Consider the following 22,076-nt stretch of genomic DNA (forward strand, 5'->3'; position numbering starts at 1 on the left):
CGGGCCCCCGCCCCCCTGCCGGGGGGGGTGGCGCGGCCCCCCCCGTGCCCGCTGCCTGGGGGGGGGGGGGGGGGCGGGGGCGGATGCAGCACTCATGATGGTTCGTCATCCCTTTCTTCGGAAAAAGTACAGGTCAGCGGGGGTTGCGAGGGGCGCTTGCTCCCCTCCCATTATGTCTGGATCTAGAATCTCCGTCAGGTGTTCGGGAGAACTGGTGCATCCGTCGCAGCCTTCACCTCCTCCTCGGTCACCCCCGGCGCCAGCTCGGCGATGACGAAACCCTCCGGAGTCCGGTCCAGAACGCAGAGATCCGTGATGACCCGGTCCACCACCCCCGCCCCGGTGAGCGGCAACGTAATGTCGGAGACAATCTTCGACCGACCGTCCCGACTACGGTGCTCCATGACCACCACAACCCGCTGCGCACCGACCACGAGGTCCATCGCGCCACCCATCCCCTTGACCATCTTCCCCGGCACAATCCAGTTGGCGATATCCCCCCGGTCATTGACCTCCATGCCACCGAGGATGGCCAGGTCGATCTTGCCACCCCGGATCATCCCGAAACTCAACGCGGAATCGAAGTAGGACGTCCCGGGCATCGCGGTCACCGTCTCCTTACCCGCATTGATCAGATCAGGGTCCACCTCCCCCGCCACCGGATACGGCCCGATACCGAGCATGCCGTTCTCCGACTGGAGGGTAACGTCCACCCCGTCCTGCACATAGTTGGGCACCAACGTCGGCAACCCGATACCGAGATTCACATACTGGCCGTCCTGCAGCTCCTGCGCTGCCCTGGCCGCCATCTCCTGCCTGGTCCAGCTCATCGCACAGTCTCCTTCTCGATCATCTTGTCCGCCGCCTGATCCCGGGTGAGCTCCACGACATGGTGAACGTAGATCCCCGGAAGGTGGATATCATCCGGAGCGAGCTCGCCCTTGGCCACCACCCTCTCCGCCTCGACAATGCAGACCCTTCCCGCCATCGCCGCCAACGGGTTGAAGTTCCTCGCGGTCTCATGGAACCGCAGATTGCCGGCGGTATCGGCGACCTCGGCGCGGACCAGCGCGACGTCCGCGACAATCGCATGCTCCAGGACCTGCGTCCGACCGGCGATGTCACGGGTCTCCTTGGCCGGTGAGATCACCGCACCGTCGACCGGATCCTCCGACCCGTCACGCCCGTACTTCCACACCATCCCACCGTCGGACACCGGGGTACCGACACCGGTGGCCGTGTAGAAGGCACTGATACCGGAACCACCGGCACGCAGCCGCTCGGCCAGAGTGCCCTGAGGGGTGAGCTCCACCTCCAGTTCACCCTCGAGATACTGCCGGGCGAACTCCTTGTTCTCGCCGACATAGCTCGCGACGATGCGGCTGAGCTGCCGGGTCTCCAGCAGAAGCCCGAGACCCCGACCGTCCAGGCCGGCGTTGTTGGAGACCGCCTCGAAGTCACCGACCCGCCGCTGCGCCAGTTCGGCGAGCAGGACCTGCGGGATCCCGCAGACGCCGAAACCACCGACAGCGAGGGTCGCGCCGTCGGGGATCAGATCGACGGCATCATGTTCACGGATGAGTTTTGACATGGTGATTCAGCTTTCTCTTCCGTAGGTGTAGAGACCGAGGATTCCGATGGCTTTCTCCCGCATCTCGACCTTGCGGACCTTGCCGGAGATCGTCATCGGGAAGCTCTCGGTGATGTGGACATATCTGGGGATCTTGAACTTGGCGAGCTTTCCGTCGCTGAAGGCGCGGATGTCCTCTGCGGTGAGCGTGCGACGGTCGGTGACGGCGTCCTCCTCGAGGATGATCCAGGCCATGAGTTCCTCCCCGTACTTCTCATCGGGGACGCCGATGACCTGGACGTCGGCGATATCCGGGTGCTCGTAGAGGAACTCCTCGATCTCACGCGGGTAGATGTTCTCCCCACCTCGGATGACCATGTCCTTGATCCGGCCGGTGATCTGCACATAGCCGTCGGCGTCCATGGTGGCGAGGTCTCCGGAGTGCATCCAGTTGTCGGCGTCGATCGCCTCACCCGTCTTCTCCGGCATGTCCCAGTAGCCCTGCATCACCGGGTAGCCGCGGACGAGCAACTCGCCCTGGACGCCACGGTCGACCGGGGCACCCTCCTCGTCGACGATCTTGACCTCGATGTGGGGTCCGACGCGGCCGACGGTCTCGACCCGCTTCTCCACCGGATCATCGGGCATAGTCTGATGGTTGACCGGCGACGTCTCGGTCATGCCGTAGCAGATCCCGATCTCCTCGATGCCCAGGATGTCGATGATCTCGCGCATCGTCTTCGTCGGACAGGAGGTGCCCGCAATGACGCCGGTACGAAGCCGTGATAGATCCAGGTTCTTGCCCTTCTCCGCCAGGTGGTCGAGCAGCTGGAGTTCGGCCATGAACATCGTCGGCACGCCGAGCAGGCTGGTCGCCTGACCATGGTGGGCGGCCTCCAGTGTGCTCTCGGCATTGAACACCGGCCCGGGGATGATCGACGCCGCCCCGTGGGTGACCGCGGCGAGGATGCCGATGACCATGCCGAAGCAGTGGAAGAAGGGAACCGGGATGACCACCCGGTCGGCGTCGGTGTAGTTCAGCCGTTCGCCGATCATGAACCCGTTGTTGAGCACATTGTGGTGGGTCAGGGTCGCGCCCTTCGCCATGCCGGTGGTGCCGGAGGTGTACTGGATGTTGATCGGGTCGTGCGGGTCGAGAGACTCGCGCACCGGGTTGAGGTCACCGATGGCACTGTTGGCAAGCTCCTCCCACCGCTCGGAGCCGAAGAACACGGTCTCCCTGAAGGGGCGGTCGAAGACGTGAGACACCGTGCCGATCATGGCCCGGTAGTTCGAGTCCTTGAATCTACCGGCGGAGAACAGCGCCTTGATACCGGACTGGTTGACGGCGTAGGTCAGTTCGCGGGTCCGGTAGGTGGGATTGATACAGACCAGGATCGCCCCGATCTCGGCGGTGGCGAACTGCAGCACCATCCATTCCCAGCGGTTGGGTGACCAGATGCCGATCCGGTCACCCTTCCGGTACCCGGCATTGTGCAGGCCGGACGCCAGGCGCAGGACCTTGCGGTGGAACTCCTGGTAGGTCAGGTGGATATCACCGTAGAGGTCGATGAGCGCGTCATGGTCGGGGAATGCGGCCACGGTACGGGCGAGATTCTGACCGATGGTCTCGGTGAGCAGCGGGGTATCTGTCGGTCCGACCTGGTGGGAGACCGCCGGGTCGATGTCGGCGGGGTCGGTGAGGATGATGTCATGATGCGGACGCAGTGAGGAAGTCATCGCGGGTCAGCTCCTTGAAATGGTGGATCGGGAGAGAATCAGTTCGGCCTGGCGGCGCAGCGGGGCGTCGATCATCTCGCCGTCGACGGCGAAGGCGCCGGGGTTCTCGGCGGCACCGGCGACGACCCGGCGGGCCCAGTCGACGCTGTCGGCATCAGGGTTGTAGGCCTCTCGGATGACCGGGACGAGTCCCGGATGGATCGCCACGGTGCCGGCGAAACCGCTGGCGGCGGCGTCCACCGCCTCGGCGCGTGCCCCGGCGGTGTCGGCAGTGTCCGCATGGATGGAGTCGAGGGCGGTCTTCCCGGCGGCAGCCGCGTGCAGCAGCGCGAGGGACCGGGTGAGCCGGGGAACCTCGCGGTAGCCGCCCGGCTGACCGGAGGCGCCGCCGCCAGGTGTGGGGGTCTCGTCCGCGGCGTAGCGGGAGGAGGTACCGCCGAGCGCGGCGGTGAGATCCTCCGCACCCCAGAACAAGGCGTCCACCTGGGGGTGTGCGGCCAACGAGGCCAGATCGAGGACGCCACGGGGCGTCTCGACCAGGGCGATGATCCGCCAGGTCGAGGCGTCCGGATGAGCGTCCGACAGGGCGTCGACGGACCGGCCGCCCTCCGCCTTCGGCAGCATCACCGTGGTGAAGGGACTGTCAGCGACGGCCTGCAGGTCGGCGTCGAAGTCCGGGGTACCCGGCGGATTGATCCGGACCACGGTACGGGCCGGGTCCAGGTCGGCGGCGACGATGTTCTCCCGGGCCGAGGCCCGGTTCTCCGCACGGCAGCCGTCCTCGAGATCGAGGATGACGGCGTCCGAGCGTTCGGCGGCCTTCGTGAACCGTTCCGGCCGGTCGGCCGGGGCGAAGAGCAGGGCGGGGCCCGGTGGTGTCCAGCGGTCGGTCATGCCGTCTCCCCTTCCCCGTCACCGGTGGGCCGACACCGCACGAGTGTGTTCCGTACGGCGGTGCACACGATGTCGCCGTGCTGGTTGCGGCCGATGTGCCGCAGCTCGATGACCCCCTGGTCGGGACGGGACTTCGAGACGCGCGTGGACAGGCATTCGGTCTCTGCGTAGAGCGTGTCGCCGTGGAACATGGGTGCGGGGAAGCTGATCTCGGAGAAGCCGAGGTTCGCGACGATGGTCCCGAGGGTGAGCTGGTTGACGGACAGGCCGACCACGGTGGACAGGGTGAACATGGAGTTCACCAGCCGCTCGCCGCGGAAGCCGGGCCGGGTCGCCGCCCAGGCGGCGTCCAGGTGCAGTGGCTGGGTGTTCATGGTCTGGGTGGTGAACAGGGTGTTGTCCGCCTCGGTGACGGTGCGGCCGGGGCGGTGGAGGTAGGTGGTCCCCTCCTCGAACTCCTCGAGCCACAGGCCCCGCTGTTCGACGGTCTTCGGTGTGCCGGTCATGGCGTCATCCCTCCAGTCCGAGCGAGCGGGCGATCAGCATGAGCTGGACTTCGGTGGTGCCCTCCCCGATCTCCAGGATCTTGGAGTCCCGGTAGTGGCGGGCGACGCGGGTCTCGTTCATGAATCCCGCACCACCGAAGACCTGGGTGGCGTCCCGGGCGTTGTCCATCGCGGCATCGCCGGCAACCATCTTGGCGATCGAGGCCTCCCGGCTGAAGTCTTCGCCGCTGAGCATCTTCTGTGCGGCCGCGCGCCATGCCTGGCGTGCGGTCCAGGCACGGGCCTCCATCCGGGCGATCTTGAAGGAGACACCCTGGTACTCGGCGATGGGACGCCCGAAGGAGGTGCGCTGCTTCGCGTACTCGACGGCTTCATCGACACAGCCCTGGGCGGCACCGGTGGCCAGTGCGGCGATGGCGACGCGTCCTTCGGCGAGGATGGAGAGGAACTGGGCGAAGCCACGCCCCTTCTTCCCCAGCAGGTTCTCCTCGGGGACGACGACGTCGTCGTAGCTCAGCGGGTGGGTGTCAGAGCAGTTCCAGCCGACCTTGTCGTAGGCCGGCTCGGCGGTGAAGCCGGGGGTGTCGGTCGGGACGATGATCGCGGAGATCTCCTTGCGTCCGTCCTCCCTGGTCCCGGTCACGGCGGTGGTGGTGACCAGCGAGGTGATGTCGGTGCCGGAATTGGTGATGAACTGCTTGGAGCCGTTGATCCGCCAGGTGCCGTCCTCCAGCTTCGCGGTGGTCTTCGTACCGCCGGCGTCCGAACCTGCACCGGGCTCGGTGAGACCGAAGCCGGCCAGCGCCCGACCGGCCGTGAGGTCCGGCAGGTACTTCTGCTTCTGTTCCTCGGTGCCGAAGCGGTAGATCGGCATGGCGCCGAGCGAGCAGCCGGCCTCCAGGGTGATGGCGACGGACTGGTCGACGCGGGCGAGCTCCTCCAGGGCGACGCCGAGGGCGAAGTAGTCCCCGCCCATGCCGCCGTATTCCTCGGAGAACGGCAAGCCGAACAGTCCCATCTCGCCCATCTGGGACTGGATGCCGTAGTCGAAGGTGTGGTTGCGGTAGTTCTCCGCCATCTTCGGATCGACGACCTCGTGGGCGAACTCCTCGACGGTACGGCGCAGTTCGACGAGCTCCGGGGTCAGTCCGTCATCGGCGGGGTTGCGGCGGCGGGCGGGGGAGTTGGTGGATGTGGAGGATGTGGAGGATGTGGAGGATGTGGAGGATGTGGAGGATGCAGTCATGGTGGGTTCCTTTCGTGGGGGTGAGGGTCAGGCGGGGACGGCAGCGGGGACGGTGGCGAGTACGGTTCCGGCGCCGACCTTGTCGCCGGTGACGCAACTGAGCTTCACGATCCCGTCGTGGGAGGCGGTCAGGGAATGCTCCATCTTCATGGCCTCGAGGACGACGAGCGGTTGGCCGGCGGTGACCGTGTCGCCGTCGGTGACCCGGACGGCGACGACGGTGCCCGGCATGGGGCTGAGGACGTCGTCCTCACCGCCGGCGGCGTCCGCGGCGTCCCGGCCCAGGCCGAGCGGACGGACCACCCAGGTTCCGTCGGGACCGGACACGGCGACCGCCTGACCTGCCCCGTCAGGGATGGTCCGGGAGGCCCACCGCCGGGAGGCGGCCGGGTGTCCGTCGCCGGACGCCACGGTGAGGACGCGGACCGTGTCCCCGCCTTCAGCGGCGGTGGCCAGCACCTGTGCCGTGACTTCCGGTGGTGCCGTGGTCTCCGGGTCCACCGGTCGAACCGAGAGGGTCAGGTCGGTGGTACCGGACAGTTCGAGGTCGACCGGGCCGGTGCCGGGCACGGCGACCCGGGACCGGAAGGGGGCGTGGTCCGCACCGGCACGCCATCCGTCGACCGCAGCCCAGGCGCCGTGCCGACCTGACCGGTGTGCGGAGTCACGGGCGGCGTCCTGCAGTGTCAGGGCGGCGACGACGAGGGCCTCGGCGGGCATGGCCGGGACCGAGTAGTCCCCGACGATCCGGTCGAGAAGGCTGGTGTCCAGTGCCCCGGCGCGGACGGCGTCGTCGGCGAGGAGGTACCGGCAGAAGTCGATGTTGGTGCCTTCACCGGCGTCGGAGCCGAGTCCGCTGAGCAGTGTTCCGGCCAGCGCGGCGTCCAACCTGCCGATGGCCTCGGCACGGTCGTGACCGGAGGCGATGACCTTGGCGAGCATCGGGTCGTAGTCCGAACCGATCACCTGACCGGCGCGGATGCCGGTGTCGACCCGGATGCCAGGGGCCGTGGGCCAGCGCAGCGAGGTGACGGTACCGCCGGTGGGCAGGAATCCGGCCGAGGGGTCCTCGGCGTAGACGCGGGCCTCGATCGCGTGGCCGGTCAAGGTGATGTCCTCCTGGGACACGGGCAGCGACTCCCCCTGGGCGACGCGGATCTGGAGTTCGACCAGGTCGAGACCCGTGACCAGTTCGGTGACCGGGTGCTCGACCTGCAGGCGGGTGTTCATCTCCATGAAGAAGAAGAGATCAGGACGCTTCGCCGAGACGATGAACTCCACGGTGCCGGCACCGCGGTAGCCGCAGGAGCGCGCGGCGTCGCAGGCCGCCTCGCCGATGCGGGCCCGGGTCTCCTCGTCGAGCAGTGCGGAGGGCGCTTCCTCGATGACCTTCTGGTGACGGCGCTGCAGCGAGCACTCCCGCTCGCCGAGGTGCACGACATTGCCGTGGGTGTCCGCCATGACCTGGACCTCGATGTGCCTCGGAGTGTCCACGAAGTGCTCGATGAACAGGGTGTCGTCACCGAAGGAGGACGCCGCCTCCCGGCGCGCGCCGACCAGGGTCTCGGCCAGGTCATCCGGTGACCCGACGACGTGCATACCCTTGCCGCCGCCACCTGCCGAGGGCTTGATGAGGACCGGGAACTCCACACCCGCTCCCCCGTCGGTGCCGGTGACTCCGGCGATGAGTTCGGCGTCGGTGAGCCCCGGGCGGGAGATGCCGGGCACGGTGGGAACGTCACGGGCCTCGACGGTGGCGCGGGCGGTGATCTTGTCACCCATGCCCTCGATGGCGTCCGCCGGCGGGCCGATGAAGACGATCCCGGCGTCCTCACAGGCGCGGGCGAAGGTGGCGTTCTCGGACAGGAAGCCGTAGCCGGGGTGGATCGCGCCGGCCCCGGACGCGAGTGCCGCGGCGATGACGCGGTCGATGTTGAGGTAGGACTCGGCGGCCGCGGCCAGGCCGAGCCGGACGGCGGTGTCCGCCAGGGCGACATGCGGGGCGTCCGCGTCGGCGTCGGAGTAGACGGCGACGGAACGCAGTCCCATGTCCCGGATGGTGCGGATGACGCGGCAGGCGATCTCCCCGCGGTTGGCGATGAGCACGGTATCGAACATGGTCTTCTGTCCTCTCACATCCGGAACACGCCGAAACCGGCGGCGGTGGTGTCGGTGGTGGTGTCCCGCGGGACCCGGGCGCAGACGCCCAGGGCCATGGCGAGGACGCGGCGGGTGTCGGCGGGGTCGATGACCCCGTCGTCCCACAGTCGGGCGGTGCCGTACCAGCAGCTGGACTTCTCCTCGAAGAGGTCCCGGACCGGACGCTCGAAGTCCTCCCGGTCGGTGTCCGTCCACTCCCCTCCCTCGCGGATCACCTTCGCTCCGCGGACGGTGGACAGCGTCATCGCCGCCTGCGGTCCGCCCATGACGGCGACCTTCGAGTTCGGCCAGGTCCACAGGAAGCGCGGCGAGTAGGCACGGCCACACATGGCGTAGTTGCCGGCGCCGAAGCCACCGCCGGTGATGACGGTGAGCTTGGGGACGGTTGCCGTAGCCACCGCGGTCACCATCTTGGCGCCGTGCTTGGCGATGCCGCCCTCCTCGTAGGACTTTCCGACCATGAAGCCGGTGGTGTTCTGCAGGAAGAGCAGTGGAGTGCCGCGGCGCTCGCAGAGCTGGATGAAGTGGGCGGCCTTCACCGCTCCCTCGGCGAAGATGACGCCGTTGTTGGCGATGACGCCGACCCGGTGGCCTTCGATCCTGGCGAACGCGGTGACCACGGAGTTGTCGTACTCCGCCTTGAACTCGTGGACGGAGCCGGTGTCCGTGATGACCTCGATGACCTCGCGGGAGTCATAGGGGGTCTTCAGGTCGGTGGGAACAATGTCGTAGAGGTCGGTCTGGTCCCGGGAGGTGTACGGCTCGACCGGGGCGGCCGGGTCATCCTCCGGCAGGGTGGCGACGATGTCGCGGATGCGCTGGATGGCGTCCGCGTCATCGGCGGCGAGGTGGTCGGTGACACCGGAGACCCGGGAGTGCATGGCTCCACCACCGAGTTCCTCGGCGGTGACGTCCTCGCCGGTGGCTGCCTTCACCAACGGCGGACCGGCGAGGAAGATGGTGCCCTGGCCGTCGACGATGACGGTCTCGTCGGAGATCGCCGGGACGTAGGCGCCGCCGGCGGTGCAGGAACCCATGACGGCGGAGAGCTGCGGGATACCGCGGGCGGACATCCGCGCCTGGTTGTAGAAGATCCGGCCGAAGTGGTCGCGGTCCGGGAAGACCTCGTCCTGCTGCAGCAGCATCGCGCCACCGGAGTCCACCAGGTAGATGCAGGGCAGCCGGTTGGCCTCGGCGATCTCCTGGACTCGCAGGTGCTTCTTCACCGTCTCCGGGTAGTAGGTACCGCCGGAGACAGTCGCGTCATTGGCGGCGATGAGGCAGAGGCGCCCCTCGACGAGTCCGATACCGGCGACGATGCCGGCTCCGGGGACCCGGCCGTCGTACATGTCCTCGGCGGCCAGCGGCGCCACCTCGAGGAAGGGGCTGCCGGGGTCGAGCAGGGAGTTCACCCGGTCCCGCGGCAGCATCTTGCCGCGGGAGAGATGACGCTCCCGGGCCTTGTCCCCTCCCCCGCGACGGGCGCGTTCAATGCGGTCGCGGAGTTCGGCGGTGAGATCGGCGAACCCGGTGGTCGGTGCCGTATCGGTGGATGCCGTCACAGTCGTCACGGTGGCGTCCTTCCTGGTCATCATTTCCATGTTGGAAAGCGAATGTTTTTGTCGCTGCAGCGAGTGTATATGGCACAGGTCACATCGGATAGCAATCACACATGATTGTTTTTGACTTGCACGTCGTTCAGGTGTGCCACCTGGCAATGATCAGATAAGAACACCCTTATACGGGGGTGGCGCAGGGGGGCACCACGGCAATATCCGGTCATCACTGACTGGTGGTGTTGAAACTCCGGAGCATGCTTCCCCCTCTGGACCGTTACAGGAACAGGTCGATCTCCAGCGGCTCTTCGCCGCCGTAACCGGACACGTCCGCGACGCCTGCAGACCGGAGCACGTCGGAGTCGACGAGCGTATACCCGCTGACCATGCCTCGCACCGACATACCGAACTTGCCGACGGCATAGGCCGGGTAGCTGCCGATCCACTCCTCCAGATTGACCGGCGGCGACAGGGTGAGAATGTGCGCGTGGTCGGACTCCCACGGATACGGCAGGGCCGCCCGGGTCAGTGCGAGAGAACCGCGGATGTTGATGTCCGGCACGAGGTCCAGCCGATTCAACGGCAGGCCCTTCGTGGGGTGGAGGTTGATCGCACTGGCGTTGTTCAGGTCGATGTCCACACCACCGGACTGCTCGACAGTCTCATCGACGACACGGGCAGTATCCTCACCTTTCCGCACGTCACCGACGACGGGGGCGCGTGACCACCCGCCTCCTCGATCAATTTCGCAGCGGAGAAGATCGTCCCCGGAATGCGGAGGTCAGGCTCTGCTGTCTGGGTGAGCATCGCAACAATGGCGCCGGGCCGGGCGGCGGCCAGGGCAATCTCACGGCCGAGACCGCGGGACCCGCCCGACATCACGATTGTCCGGCCCGCCAGCGCCCGGGGCGCCGGCACGGACAACGGAGGGCCAGCCGTACCTCCACGCAACGGGTCGATGGTCGCAGTGGTGGTGGCCGGGGACGGAGGGGAGAAATGAGTTCATATCAGGCGCGGTGACTCCGTGAAATTCGATTCTTCTGTTGTTGTGTTGTGAAACGCAGCACAGTATCGGCTAGCCTCTAACCAGTCAATGGTGACTGTTTTCGTCGTTGTCCCTCTCAGACAGAGGCCGACCTACTGCTACCCTGTTCCACGACATGCAGCCCCGTCCGCACAGAGGCGACAGGAGGATTCCGTGCCACGCACCCCCCAGCAGGACCGCAGCCGTGAGACCCGGAGGAAGCTGCTCGACGCCGCTGTCACCGTGCTCTCCGGGCAGGGCGCAGCGGCGACGACCGTCAGCGCCGTGGCCAGTGAGGCCGGCGTCTCCCGCGGAGCGGCACAGCACCATTTCGCGACCCGGGACGTCCTCATCGAGGAAACCGTCACCGAATTCTTCAACGCTCTCACCCATCAGCTGCGGACTGCCGTTGCTGACCTGCCCACGGGGCCGGACGGAGCCTCCACCGAGGATGTCGTCAGGCTGGTGACAGAATCATTTGCCAGCGATTCCTTTCGGGCTGCGCTGCACGTCTGGTCCGCCGCTGCCGGTCCTGAGGGCGAGCTCCGGGACCTGATCATCGCGGCAGACAGCCGCTACGCCAGGGAAGTCCACCAACTCATGGGACTGGCCCTGGATGCCGACCTTTCCGACCAGGCCACCCGGGAACTGCTGCGGATGACAGTCGACCTGGCCCGCGGTCTCGGCCTCGGTGCCGTGCTCGTCGACAACTCCGAGCACCGCCGGCGGGTCATCGACCGCTGGGCGGGCATCCTCTCTGACGGCATCGTCCGGAACGACTGAACCCCACTACAGTCGGGGCATGCCGTCCCGACCACCCCACGCCGCCACCGTCGTCGGCTCCGGACCCAACGGTCTGGCCGCCGCGCTCGTGCTGGCCCGGGCCGGGGTGAAGGTCACCGTGGTCGAGGCCGCGGACACGGCCGGAGGGGGTCTGCGCAGCAGCACCGATACCCACGGCGTGCGCCACGACCACTGCGCCACCACCTTCCCCCTCGCCCAGGCTTCCCCGTTTTTCCGGGAGTTCGGACAGGCTTTGGCCGGTCACGGGCTGGAGCTCGCCACCGCACCGGTGGACGCCGTCCACGTCCTCGACACCACCCGCTCCGCGACACTGCACACCTCGGTGGCGGACACCGCTGCCGGACTCCCCGGAACAGACGGCCGCATCTGGCAGGCGTTCTTCGGACCTCTGGGAGACCGGGCTGACCGGGCGGCCAAAGTCACCGACGAGTTCCTGCGCCCGATACTCCATGTTCCCCGACACCCGCTGCTCTTCGCCGGGTTCGGGGTACAGGCCGGGCTACCGGCGTCCTGGTCCTGGCGACGCTTCCGTTCCCCCGAGGCACGCGCGTTACTTGCCGGGATCATGGCGCACGCGTTCACCCCGCTGAACCTGCCCGGGTCTTCGGCCGCGGGCACCATGCTCACCGTCGCCGGCCACGCCCACGGCTGGCCCGTCGCCGTCGGCGGATCACAGTCCATGGCGGACGCCATGCTGGCTGAACTGGCCACCCTCGGAGGTTCGGTGGTGACCGGGATGCAGGTCACCGACGTGTCCCAGGTCTCAGGGGCGGATGTTCTTCTCCTCGACACCTCCGTGGAGGACGCCGCCCAGATCCTCGGCGACCGGGTACCGGACCGTGTCGCCAGGTCCTGGCGCAGGTTCCACCGTGGCCCCGCGGTGGCGAAGGTCGACTACACCATCGAGGATGGGATCCCCTGGTCCTCGCCGGATGCCCGGCGCGCCGCCACCGTCCACCTCAGCGGCACCGCCGACCAGGTCGCCGCGGCGGAGAAGGACTGCTGGCAGGGGCGACTCCCCCGACGTCCTTTCACCCTCGTCGGTCAACCCTGGCTCGCGGATCCCGGCCGCACCGTCGTCCACGACAACCGGCAACTGAACCCGGTGTGGGCCTACGCCCACGTTCCGGCCGGATGGACCGGAACCGCACAGGACACCTTCGACCTCGTCACCGCACAGATCGAGGACGCCGCCCCCGGCTTCCGTGACCACGTCGTGGACTGGTCAGCGTCCACCCCGCAGGCGGTGGAGGTCACAGGACGGAACAATATCGGCGGGGACATCTCCGGCGGGGCCAACGACCTCGTCCAACTGCTGGCCCGACCCCGGCTGCTGCGTCCCTATGACACCGGTGTCCCCGGCGTGTTCCTGTGTTCCTCCTCCACTGCACCGGGCGGCGGAGTCCACTTCATGTGCGGGATGAACGCAGCGGACCGCTGTTGTCCCGGTGCAGGTGCCGGGCGATGACCATCCGCTGGATCTGGTTGGTCCCCTCGAAAATCTGCATGGCTTTCGCCTCACGCATGTAGCGCTCCACCGGGAAGTCGCGGGTGTACCCCGCACCACCGAGAACCTGCACCGCATCAGTCGTGACCTTCATGGCACTGTCGGTGGTGACGAGTTTGGCCACGGACGCCTCCTCGGCGAAGGGCTCCCCGAGGTCCTTCAGCCTGGCGGCGGCGAGCATCGTCGCCCGCGACGAGGTGACGGCCGCCTCCATGTCCGCAAGCAGAAACGCCAGCCCCTGGTGCTCGATGATCGGCTGGCCGAAGGTCTCCCGCTCCTGCGCGTAGTCCACCGCCGCGTCCAGCGCACCCTGGGCCAGCCCGGTCGCACACGCAGAGATGCCCAACCGACCCGAGTCGAGTGCGGCCAGGGCGATCTTCAGTCCCTGTCCCTCCTCGCCGATCCGCTGGTCGGCGGGGATACGGACATCGTCGAAGGTCAGCGCCGCGGTCGGTGACCCGGTCAGACCCATCTTCCGCTCCGGTGGCCCCGCCGAGAACCCCGGTGTCTCCGCCGGGACCAGGAAGCAGCTGATGCCCTTCCCGTCACCGGGCTCGCCACTGGTCCTCGCCATGACCGTGTAGAAGTCGGCGAAGCCACCGTTGGTCACCCACGCCTTGGAGCCGTTGAGCACGTACGAGTCTCCCTCCCGTCTGGCCCGCATCGCCAACGCAGCGGGGTCAGATCCGGCATGCGCCTCCGACAGACTGTAGGCGCCGACCTGCGTACCGCCGAGCATCTCCGGCAACCACCGTTGCTGCTGCTCGCGGGTACCGAAAATGGCGAGCGGGAAACAGCTCAGTGTGTGGACGGACACTCCCACGGCCACTGAGGCCCACACCGCCCCGATCTCCTCCAGTGTCTGCAGATACAGCTCGGTCGGCATCCCCGCACCACCGAGCTCCTCGGGGTAGACCATGCCGGGCACGCCGATCTCACCGAGCATCCGGAACGCGTCCTGCGGAAACTGCCCCGCCTCCTCGATCTCCGCGACCTGCGGGGCCAGCCGGTTGGTGACCACGTCCCGCACCGTCTCGATCACCGCGAGGTGTTCCTCGTTGTCCAGAATCCGTCGTGCCGGCATCGTCACTCTCCCTGTCCGGTTGGTGCGCTGTGAGGTTCAGGATACGGCTCCCATGCTACGGTCAGACCCATGGGAACTCTGATTCACTAGATCTGGACGCCGCGTCGAGGACATCCTCCGTGGTGGGTCCTGAGCACGCCGTCGCCGTCTGAACGGGGATGCGTGTCGGTCCCCGATCCGATTCCGGTTCTCTCCTGGGGAAGAGAACCACCTGCAGCGTGCCTCCGCACGCCGAGGAGTTCCATCATGTCCCGACCATCATCCACTGCGTCCCTGCGCGAACTCACCGTGACTTTCGCCGACCGGACCGTGCTCGACCGGGTCGACCTCGTTGTCGGCCCACAGGACCGTATCGCCGTCATCGGCGACAACGGATCCGGGAAGTCCACCCTGCTCAGCGTTCTCGCCGGCACCGTCACCCCCACCTCCGGCGACCGGGAGGTGGACCTGCCCGGCGGCTTCGCCGTGGCCGAACAGGGCCCCGTCTTCGCCGCCGACGCCACTGTCAGCCAGGCGATCGACCACCTCCTCCACGACATACGGACGCTCGAGAGGGCGATCACCAAGGTCACCGGAGCGCTCGAAGTGGCGCCCGCCGCGGAGCTTCCCTCGCTCCTGGACCAGTTGTCCGAGCTCAACGACGTTTTCGAGTCCCGCGGTGGCCCCACCCTCGACCGCCGGCTGGACGCCGCCCTCGACCAGCTCGGTCTCGGCGCGCTGGACCGCGCGCGTCCGGTCGCTGAACTCTCCGGTGGTGAGCGCGCCCGACTGTCACTCGCCGCCGCCCTGTGCTCCGGCGCTGACCTGCTGCTGCTCGACGAACCGACCAACGATCTCGACGAGGACGCCGTGCGTTGGCTGGAGCGTCAACTCGACACCCACCGGGACGCCCTCATCGTGGTCACCCATGACCGGGCCTTCCTGGACCGGTTCGCCCGCGACATCATCGAGATCCGGGACGCCCACCTCCACAGGTACGGTGACGGATACCGCGGCTATCTCCGGGCCCGGGACGCCGAGCGGCTCCGGATCCGACGGGAGTACGAGCTCTGGTGCACTGAGCTGGCGCGTGCTGACAAGCTGGTCGTGACGAATGCACTGCTCAGCTCCGAGATCCCCCGAAGCCGGGAGAAACCCGGCTTCGGCCACGGCGCCTTCCGCACCCGCAGCGCCGACCACGGCGCCACCGGCCGGATCCGGCAGGCCAAGGCCCGGGCAGCGCAACTGAGGTCGGCACCCGCCGAGGTCCCCACTGACCCGTTGTCCTTCGCTCCGGACATGGCCGGCGCTGGGCTGGGCGATGCAGACACCTCGATGCCGCTGGTGACACTCCTCCCCGGACATCTGGAACTGCCCGACGACATGCCGCCGCTGTACCTGGACTCCACTCTGGAGATCCGGCCCGGTGACCGCTGGCTGGTGACCGGACCCAACGGAGCGGGCAAGACCACACTGCTCCGCGTCCTTGCCGGTGAACTCGGCGATCCACGGCACCGGCAGACCTCCGCTGGGCTGCGCGTCTCGAGGCTCCGGCAGTCACTCGCGACCCCGGACGGCGACGGACGTACCGCCCTCGTCGACACTTTCGCACGCGCCAGCGGGATGTACCGGGAGGACGCCACGGCCGCACTCGGCACACTCGGTCTCTTTCCTCCGGATGCCCTGACCGGAGCGGTCGCTGATCTGTCCGTCGGGCAGCGCCGACGTCTCGAACTGGCGGTCACCCTCACCGCACCCGGTGACCTGCTCCTGCTCGACGAGCCGACCAACCACCTCACCCCGGAGCTCGTCGAACAGCTGGAGGAGGCTCTGGTGGACTTCCCCGGTGCGGTGGTCACCGTCACCCACGACCGGCGCTGGCTCACCAACGCCCGACACCGGGACAAGCCACGGGAACTGCGCATCGCTGCCGGATCCGTCGCCGTCACCAGGTGAGGTCGGTACTCCGACCATTCCTTCCACGGGGTGGCCTCGATGACGACGTCGTTGACCGGGGCGAGATAGGTCTGCGTGCCGAGTCCGTCCTCCTCGCCGAAGGAGTCGAACTGCCACAGGTGGGGATCCTCGACGACTCCGATGAGGGTGTGGAAGAGACGGGCGATGGTCGTGCGGGGCATGATGCCTTCCTTTCTGATGGACGGCGGGAATGCCGTCACCGGATACGACGACACAGCTCTCCCGAACTCATCGGTCCAGCCGGAGATCCTCGAGAATCCAGGTGTCCATGACATGGGTGATCGAGGTGATGTGCCCGTCCCGGGTACCCAGGACATGCACGGCGAACGGGTCACCGTCATGGAAGACGGCGACGGCAGGTTGATGGTTGACCCTGGTCAGGAGACCGCCGAGGCCCGGCACACCTGCCCCGGGCCGCGCCACCACTGTTCGATGTCTTCCCTCCCCTCCGGCCAGAGGGTGTAGGGCGGCATCGAGAAGCGGGCGTCCTCGGAAAGTAGCGCGATCAGACGGTCGACGTCGTAGGCACTGAACGCCGCCACATAGTCACCGAGGACGCGGCGGTCGGCAGTGGAGTCCTCCGACGGTCCCCGCTCCTGCCGACGGCGCAGTGTCGTCCGGGCCCGTGCCAGCGCAGAGGTCACCGAGGCCACCGAGGAGTCCAGCAGCTCGGCACTTTCTGCGGCGGACCAGGCCAGGACGTCCCGCAGGATCAGCACCACACGCTGCCGCGGCGGCAGTGCCTGCAGTGCTGCGAGAAACGCCGACCGTACCGACTCGACCTGTACGTCGGCGTGCGCGGGGTCGTCGCTCAACCGGTGATCGGCGACCGGACTGCCCCAGACCGTCTCATCGCCCTTGTCCAGTGCGTCGCCTGTGGCAGGGACACGCTCCGAGGAGTTCACGTCCGTCGGCAGACTCCGTCGTCGGCAGGCCTTCGCCATGTCAAGACAGACATGCGACGCGATGGCGTAGAGCCACCGCCGTAAGGAGGACCGTCCCTCGAATCCGCTGCCCCTGCTCCATGCCCGCAGGAAAGCCCCCTGGACCGCGTCCTCGGCTTCCGCGTAGGAGGCGAAGAAGCGGTAGCAGTAGGCGGTCAGCTCGCCCCGGTAGGACTCGGCCTCAGTCTCACCGGCGGGGCCCCGGACACAGGTTCGGGAGTCATGGTTCCGGGGTAGTGTCCGTGCGGGCACGTGGTGACGGCCGCGACGGACAATGCCGCGCGGGCCGCTGTCGGCGGACTTCGGATGGTGTCCATGTCTTCCGAGGCCAACCCCGGTTCGGCGTCGGAACAGGGGTGGTCAGTCTTCCCGGTGCAGCGTGAACATGAACGGTGCATCCAGTGCACGGAAGTCCATGGCGCCGAAGAGTGTGTCCTCGTCCACCCGCCGGATATGGTCATTGACCGGCTGTGCGTCGTAGACCATCGTCCCGGAGACCACATTCCGGTACTCCACCATCCGCAACCGGGCGCCTGGCTTACGCGTCTTCGCCAACGGCAGCAGTCCACGCACCACTCTCCCGAGCTTCAGCCGACGCAGCACCGGAGCCGTCCTCATCGCCAGGCCCATCGGAACCAGCGCCGGATTGACCGCGAACAGCCCGCGGCGTCCCGCCATGACCAGCGGGTGGGCGTCCTCGGCAGAGTAGTACCGCTTGCCGTGCCAGCCCGAGAGTTCGAGGACGCCGTCCAACGGATTGCCGGTCGACACCTCCGCTCCGTGCCAGTTGCCCAGCATGTCCTCGACCTGCACCGGAGGCAGGGAATCGAAGAGCGCCAGGGCATCAGCGGTGCTGGTGCCCTGGCGCTCCATGGTGCGCAGTACGTTGACGGGATCCATGCCCGCCACCGTAGGCGAAACTAGTGGGCGAAGTGACGCTCACCGGTGAGGTACATGGTGACACCGGCCTTCACGGCGGCGTCGATGACCTCCTGGTCGCGGACGGAACCGCCCGGCTGCACGACAGCGGTCACGCCGGCCTCGGCAAGTGCCTCGAAGCCGTCGGCGAAGGGGAAGAAGGCATCGGACGCGGCGACCGCACCGACGGAACGCTTCTCGTCACCGGCCAGGGTGTTGGCGCGTTCGACGGCGATCTTGGCGGAGTCGACACGGTTGACCTGACCCATGCCGACGCCGACGGTGGCACCACCCTTGGCCAGCAGGATCGCGTTGGACTTCACCGCACGCACGGTCCGCCAGGCGAATTTCAGGTCGGCGAGGGTGGCCTCGTCGGCGGCGTCACCGGCGGCGAGGGTCCAGTTGGCGGGGTCGTCACCGGCGGCGTCGACCAGGTCGGTCGCCTGGACAAGCAGACCGCCGGAGACGTCCTTGTGGTCCAGGGAACCCTCGCGGACCGGGGCCTCGGTCGCCAGGATACGGATGTTCTTCTTCTGGCTCAGCACCTCGATCGCGCCGTCGGCGTAACCGGGGGCGACGATGACCTCGGTGAAGATGCCGGCGACCTGCTCTGCCATCTCGACGCTGACCTCGCGGTTGACAGCAATGACTCCGCCGTAGGCCGACACCGGGTCGCAGGCGTGGGCCTCGCGATGGGCGGTGGCGACATCGGCGGCGACGGCGATACCGCAGGGGTTCGCGTGCTTGATGATCGCCACACAGGGATCCTCGTGGTCCCAGGCCGCACGCCACGCGGCGTCCGCGTCGGTGTAGTTGTTGTAGCTCATGGCCTTGCCGTGGAACTGCTCGGCGTTGGCCAGACCGCCGGTGGCGCCCGGGGTCGTGTACACCGCGGCGGCCTGGTGCGGGTTCTCGCCGTAACGCAGGGTGTGGGCCCGCTCATGGACCTCACCGATCCACTCGGGGAACTGCGCGAACTCGCCCTCGGCGGTTTGCTCGGTCAGCCAGGTGGCCACGGCGACGTCGTAGGACGCGGTGTGGCGGAATGCCTGGGTGGCCAGCAGGGTGCGCTCACGACGGGTGTAGCCGCCGGCATTCGCCGCATTGATGACGTTGGTGTACTCGGCCGGGTCGGTGACCACCGCGACCGACGGGTGGTTCTTCGCGGCGGCACGCACCATCGACGGGCCTCCGATGTCGATCTGCTCGACACAGGCGTCGAAGTCTGCACCGGAGGCGACCGTGTCGGTGAAGGGGTACAGGTTCACCACGACGAGGTCGAAGGGCTCCACACCGAGGTCCTTCAGCTGCGCCAGGTGGTCGTCCTTACGGGTGTCGGCGAGGATGCCGGCGTGGACGCGCGGGTGCAGCGTCTTCACACGGCCCTCGAGACACTCCGGGAAGCCGGTGAGCTCCTCGACCGGGGTGACCGGCACGCCAGCGTCCGCGATGCGGGAGGCGGTGGAGCCGGTGGAGACGATCTGGACGCCGGCCGCGTGCAGGCCCTGCGCCAGCTCTTCCAGACCGGTCTTGTCGTAGACGCTGATCAGGGCGCGCTTGATCGGGCGCTGCCCGTTGTCGGTGGTGGTTTCAGTCATTGATCCAGACCTTTCGTCCGTCGATGGTGTAGCCGTACCGGGCCGTGCGGTGCAGGACGTCAACGATCAGCCGCCGTTCCACCGTCTTGATCCGTTCGTGGAGTGACGCCCGAGTGTCCCCGCGCAGAACCGGGACCTCCCGCTGCGCGATGATCGGGCCGGTGTCCACGCCGTCGTCGACGAGGTGGACGGTGGACCCGGTGAGTGCCACGCCGTAGGCCAGCGCGTCCTCCACCGCGTGCGCCCCCGGGAAGGCGGGCAGCAGCGCGGGGTGGGTGTTGATGATCCTGCCACGGAACCGGCCGACGAACTCTGCCCCGAGAATGCGCATGAACCCCGCACTGACGATGATGTCCGGACGGCGGGACGCCACGGCGTCGGCGATGCGACGGTTCCAGGCGTCCCTGTCGTAGCCGGACTCACGGTCGGGGTTGTACGCGACGAGGAAGGTGTCCAGTCCGGCAGCGGCGGCACGCGCCAGGGCGTGGCACGGGCGGTCGGCCCCCACCGCGACGATCTCGACCGAGTTGTCGAGGGTGTCGATCATCGACTGCAGCAGTGTGCCTTCACCAGAGGTCAGGACGACCACCCGCAGGGGTGCTGTCGGGCTCAGTTTCCCCTTCTCGGGGGCCTCCGGGGGCGTGGACTCACTCACGCCCGTCTACTTTACGGGGTGCGGTTCGCGCGGGGAATGCCGGGGCAGGAGGCAGGACGCCGCGACGGGCGTCACTTGTCGTCGTCTGCCGCATCCGTGCCGTCGCCGGTGTTGTCTCCGGTGCCATCGCCCACGGCGCCGTCCTCGCCGTCCTCGCCGTCCTCGCCGTCCTCGTTGGCCTCGTTGGCCTCGGGCTCTTCCTCATCCTCATCCTCAGACCCGTCGTCCGTGTCCTCCTCCGCGGCGTCCTCACCCTCGTCGTCGGTGGGCTCTTCATCAGAGCCTTCGGAGCCGTCAGAGGCCTCTTCCTCGGCCTCATCCTCAGCGACGTCTTCTTCGGGAGCACCCTCCGAATCAGCGGCGTCTTCAGTCTTCTCGTAGTCGTCGAACTCCAAGTCTCCGGCGGACTCCGTGACGCGGCGTCCCGACCAGGCGACCCAGCCGAACACGACGAGGGAGGGCAGCACCATCCAGCCCAGGAACAGCAGCGGTGTCAGCCACAACAGCGGCCCGGTCGAGCCGTAGTAGCCCAGCTCTCCGCCGGCGAACCAGGCGATCAACAGTCCGGCGACGCCGGCACACAGGCCCGCACCCATCGCGGTGAACAACGGGGACTCGATATAGCGGCGCCCCGCGAACCAGCGGTAGACGGTCACGACGGCGGCGACCGCCGGGATGAGCAGCCACACCGGGCCCAGCGGGATCGATTCATTCGGCATGACGGCCAGCACCGGCAGCGGCGGCATATTCGCGTTCGTCACCGCGAACAGTGAGGCACTGCCGTCGCCGATGTGCATCTCCCCGCCCATGATCACCGACGTCGCACCGACCGCGAGGTTCGGGAAATAGACCAGACTGAGCAGCGTCAGGCCCAGCACACCACCGACCCCGCCGGCGATGTCGTACGCACGGCCCACCGCGGCATGGTTGACCAGCAGCCCGATGCCCGCCACGGCCGCCCCCACGAGCAGCAGTACCTTGAAGAAACGGTCGGCCAGCAGCACTGACTCGACCGGCCACGTCGGCATACCCCGTCGCAGCAGCAGCGCGCGCCAGATCTTCGGACCGAGTCCGGCGACGACCACGGCACCGTTGAACAGCACGGTCGTCAGCAACGCCAGGAGGATATTGGGTGGCGCAACATCGAAGACCTTCGAGGCGTCCCACAACATCAGCCAGGCGATGAGCGTGAAGACCGCCGGGACGAGGACGCCGAGCACCGCGACAGTACGGATACCGCGCACCGTCACCGTCGTCCCGCAGGCCGCCCTGATCCGACGGGAATGCGCCACGAATATCAGGAGGGCGGGAAGTAAGGGGGCGACACCGAGGGACGCCCCGCTGATGGTCACCGGTGCGAGATTCGACAGCAGCCACATAGAACCGATGTAGGCCGGCACCGCACGGAAAGTCGTGCCGATGGCCAGGACCACGGCGATGACGAGCGCCACGGCCACGGTCACACCGTGGTTGAGGAGGATCCCCGGACCGAAGCGACGGATGTGCGGGCCCCAGACCGACCAGAAGGCGCCGAAGCGCCCCTGGGAGGCGGGACGCCCCGAAGCCGGCGCAGCGGCCCGCTGACGCGGTTCCCTGGGGTCTGCACCATGGGCACCGTCGACGAACCCCTCTTCACCACGGGTCACACCACGCGTGGACGCGCGGGTGGTGTCGCGGGTGGTGGCGGACGACCGGGAGGCATTCCGGGAGAAACTCCGGGCACTCCCCCGTTCCGGGCCGGAGGAGCCAGCCCGCCGGCGCCGCTCCTCCGGCCCGCGACCGGCGTTACGTGACCGGGGACTGGGACGGTGGCTCTCGTTGTTCACCCGTCCCATTGTGCCTGCCGCAGGTCCGAACGTCGGGGAAGGGCACACCGGTGATTACGGACACCCTGTCAGATACCCCCGTCACACC

18 protein-coding genes and 1 pseudogene are annotated in these 22,076 nt (G+C 67.9%); 3 read left to right on the top strand and 16 right to left on the bottom strand.

Annotation, left to right across the window (positions count from 1 at the left end; genetic code table 11):
- Window positions 1-194 precede the first annotated feature (194 nt).
- The 9 genes and pseudogenes from Q0A27_RS00095 to Q0A27_RS00135 all read right to left on the bottom strand — a co-directional run bounded on the left by Q0A27_RS00095 (window position 195) and on the right by Q0A27_RS00135 (window position 10,551).
- Complete coding sequence (locus Q0A27_RS00095) at window positions 195-830, bottom strand: 3-oxoacid CoA-transferase subunit B (RefSeq protein ID WP_291473062.1); 636 nt, start codon at window positions 828-830, stop codon at window positions 195-197.
- The gene (locus tag Q0A27_RS00100; RefSeq protein ID WP_291473063.1) at window positions 827-1,591 is read right to left on the bottom strand and encodes a CoA transferase subunit A; all 765 of its coding nucleotides are present in this window, start codon (window positions 1,589-1,591) and stop codon (window positions 827-829) included. Before Q0A27_RS00100 ends, Q0A27_RS00095 begins: the two co-directional genes overlap by 4 nt.
- Before the next feature lie 6 nt (window positions 1,592-1,597).
- Complete coding sequence (locus tag Q0A27_RS00105) at window positions 1,598-3,310, bottom strand: AMP-binding protein (RefSeq protein WP_291473064.1); 1,713 nt, start codon at window positions 3,308-3,310, stop codon at window positions 1,598-1,600.
- Between the two features lie 6 nt (window positions 3,311-3,316).
- On the bottom strand, window positions 3,317-4,204 hold the full coding sequence (locus Q0A27_RS00110; protein ID WP_291473065.1) for a CoA ester lyase: 888 nt from the start codon (window positions 4,202-4,204) through the stop codon (window positions 3,317-3,319).
- The gene (locus tag Q0A27_RS00115; protein ID WP_291473066.1) at window positions 4,201-4,710 is read right to left on the bottom strand and encodes a MaoC family dehydratase; all 510 of its coding nucleotides are present in this window, start codon (window positions 4,708-4,710) and stop codon (window positions 4,201-4,203) included. Before Q0A27_RS00115 ends, Q0A27_RS00110 begins: the two co-directional genes overlap by 4 nt.
- Before the next feature lie 4 nt (window positions 4,711-4,714).
- Window positions 4,715-5,956, bottom strand: coding sequence for an acyl-CoA dehydrogenase family protein (locus tag Q0A27_RS00120; RefSeq protein WP_291473067.1), 1,242 nt, complete (start codon window positions 5,954-5,956; stop codon window positions 4,715-4,717).
- Window positions 5,957-5,983: 27 nt separating this feature from the next.
- A complete protein-coding gene (locus Q0A27_RS00125) occupies window positions 5,984-8,074 on the bottom strand; it encodes a biotin carboxylase N-terminal domain-containing protein (RefSeq protein ID WP_291473068.1) in 2,091 nt (696 codons plus the stop codon).
- A 14-nt stretch (window positions 8,075-8,088) separates the two neighbouring features.
- The gene (locus Q0A27_RS00130) at window positions 8,089-9,708 is read right to left on the bottom strand and encodes a carboxyl transferase domain-containing protein (protein ID WP_291473069.1); all 1,620 of its coding nucleotides are present in this window, start codon (window positions 9,706-9,708) and stop codon (window positions 8,089-8,091) included.
- 241 nt (window positions 9,709-9,949) lie between these two features.
- Window positions 9,950-10,551 (bottom strand): annotated as a pseudogene (locus tag Q0A27_RS00135) (SDR family NAD(P)-dependent oxidoreductase).
- 319 nt (window positions 10,552-10,870) lie between these two features.
- On the opposite strand from Q0A27_RS00135, the gene Q0A27_RS00140 reads away from it, so the two are divergent.
- Entirely contained in the window at window positions 10,871-11,479 is a 609-nt protein-coding gene (locus Q0A27_RS00140; protein ID WP_291473070.1) for a TetR/AcrR family transcriptional regulator, read from the top strand.
- A 19-nt stretch (window positions 11,480-11,498) separates the two neighbouring features.
- Window positions 11,499-12,968, top strand: a complete 1,470-nt coding sequence (locus Q0A27_RS00145) for an NAD(P)/FAD-dependent oxidoreductase (protein WP_291473071.1) — start codon at window positions 11,499-11,501, stop codon at window positions 12,966-12,968.
- Here Q0A27_RS00145 and Q0A27_RS00150 read toward each other — a convergent pair.
- Entirely contained in the window at window positions 12,910-14,091 is a 1,182-nt protein-coding gene (locus Q0A27_RS00150; RefSeq protein WP_291473072.1) for an acyl-CoA dehydrogenase family protein, read from the bottom strand. The two genes, Q0A27_RS00145 and Q0A27_RS00150, sit on opposite strands and share 59 nt — an antisense overlap.
- 246 nt (window positions 14,092-14,337) lie before the next feature.
- Here Q0A27_RS00150 and Q0A27_RS00155 point away from each other — a divergent pair, with 246 nt between their 5' ends.
- Window positions 14,338-16,026, top strand: coding sequence for an ABC-F family ATP-binding cassette domain-containing protein (locus Q0A27_RS00155; protein ID WP_291473073.1), 1,689 nt, complete (start codon window positions 14,338-14,340; stop codon window positions 16,024-16,026).
- Between the two features lie 249 nt (window positions 16,027-16,275).
- Here the strand turns inward: Q0A27_RS00155 and Q0A27_RS00160 are convergent, their stop codons facing one another.
- From Q0A27_RS00160 to Q0A27_RS00185, 6 genes are all read right to left on the bottom strand, one after another.
- On the bottom strand, window positions 16,276-16,449 hold the full coding sequence (locus Q0A27_RS00160) for a hypothetical protein (RefSeq protein ID WP_291473074.1): 174 nt from the start codon (window positions 16,447-16,449) through the stop codon (window positions 16,276-16,278).
- Complete coding sequence (locus tag Q0A27_RS00165) at window positions 16,425-17,243, bottom strand: RNA polymerase subunit sigma-70 (RefSeq protein WP_291473075.1); 819 nt, start codon at window positions 17,241-17,243, stop codon at window positions 16,425-16,427. Before Q0A27_RS00165 ends, Q0A27_RS00160 begins: the two co-directional genes overlap by 25 nt.
- Window positions 17,244-17,351: 108 nt before the next feature.
- The gene (locus tag Q0A27_RS00170) at window positions 17,352-17,891 is read right to left on the bottom strand and encodes a DUF4334 domain-containing protein (protein ID WP_291473076.1); all 540 of its coding nucleotides are present in this window, start codon (window positions 17,889-17,891) and stop codon (window positions 17,352-17,354) included.
- Window positions 17,892-17,911: 20 nt separating this feature from the next.
- The gene (gene purH / locus Q0A27_RS00175) at window positions 17,912-19,507 is read right to left on the bottom strand and encodes a bifunctional phosphoribosylaminoimidazolecarboxamide formyltransferase/IMP cyclohydrolase (RefSeq protein ID WP_291473077.1); all 1,596 of its coding nucleotides are present in this window, start codon (window positions 19,505-19,507) and stop codon (window positions 17,912-17,914) included.
- The gene (gene purN / locus Q0A27_RS00180; RefSeq protein WP_291473078.1) at window positions 19,500-20,162 is read right to left on the bottom strand and encodes a phosphoribosylglycinamide formyltransferase; all 663 of its coding nucleotides are present in this window, start codon (window positions 20,160-20,162) and stop codon (window positions 19,500-19,502) included. Before purN ends, purH begins: the two co-directional genes overlap by 8 nt.
- A 71-nt stretch (window positions 20,163-20,233) precedes the next feature.
- On the bottom strand, window positions 20,234-21,997 hold the full coding sequence (locus Q0A27_RS00185; RefSeq protein WP_291473079.1) for a DUF6350 family protein: 1,764 nt from the start codon (window positions 21,995-21,997) through the stop codon (window positions 20,234-20,236).
- Window positions 21,998-22,076 lie beyond the last annotated feature (79 nt).

This window comes from Corynebacterium sp., from assembly GCF_022712275.1.
Classification (GTDB): domain Bacteria; phylum Actinomycetota; class Actinomycetes; order Mycobacteriales; family Mycobacteriaceae; genus Corynebacterium.

Coding starts and splice junctions, on each gene's coding strand:
- Q0A27_RS00115 (WP_291473066.1), bottom strand. CDS start 4,710: ATGACCGGCACACCGAAGACCGTCGAACAGCGGGGCCTGTGGCTCGAG.
- Q0A27_RS00125 (WP_291473068.1), bottom strand. CDS start 8,074: ATGTTCGATACCGTGCTCATCGCCAACCGCGGGGAGATCGCCTGCCGC.
- Q0A27_RS00120 (WP_291473067.1), bottom strand. CDS start 5,956: ATGACTGCATCCTCCACATCCTCCACATCCTCCACATCCTCCACATCC.
- purH (WP_291473077.1), bottom strand. CDS start 19,507: ATGACTGAAACCACCACCGACAACGGGCAGCGCCCGATCAAGCGCGCC.
- Q0A27_RS00170 (WP_291473076.1), bottom strand. CDS start 17,891: ATGGATCCCGTCAACGTACTGCGCACCATGGAGCGCCAGGGCACCAGC.
- Q0A27_RS00110 (WP_291473065.1), bottom strand. CDS start 4,204: ATGACCGACCGCTGGACACCACCGGGCCCCGCCCTGCTCTTCGCCCCG.
- Q0A27_RS00130 (WP_291473069.1), bottom strand. CDS start 9,708: ATGACCAGGAAGGACGCCACCGTGACGACTGTGACGGCATCCACCGAT.
- Q0A27_RS00105 (WP_291473064.1), bottom strand. CDS start 3,310: ATGACTTCCTCACTGCGTCCGCATCATGACATCATCCTCACCGACCCC.
- Q0A27_RS00145 (WP_291473071.1), top strand. CDS start 11,499: ATGCCGTCCCGACCACCCCACGCCGCCACCGTCGTCGGCTCCGGACCC.
- Q0A27_RS00095 (WP_291473062.1), bottom strand. CDS start 830: ATGAGCTGGACCAGGCAGGAGATGGCGGCCAGGGCAGCGCAGGAGCTG.
- Q0A27_RS00150 (WP_291473072.1), bottom strand. CDS start 14,091: ATGCCGGCACGACGGATTCTGGACAACGAGGAACACCTCGCGGTGATC.
- Q0A27_RS00100 (WP_291473063.1), bottom strand. CDS start 1,591: ATGTCAAAACTCATCCGTGAACATGATGCCGTCGATCTGATCCCCGAC.
- Q0A27_RS00155 (WP_291473073.1), top strand. CDS start 14,338: ATGTCCCGACCATCATCCACTGCGTCCCTGCGCGAACTCACCGTGACT.
- Q0A27_RS00185 (WP_291473079.1), bottom strand. CDS start 21,997: ATGGGACGGGTGAACAACGAGAGCCACCGTCCCAGTCCCCGGTCACGT.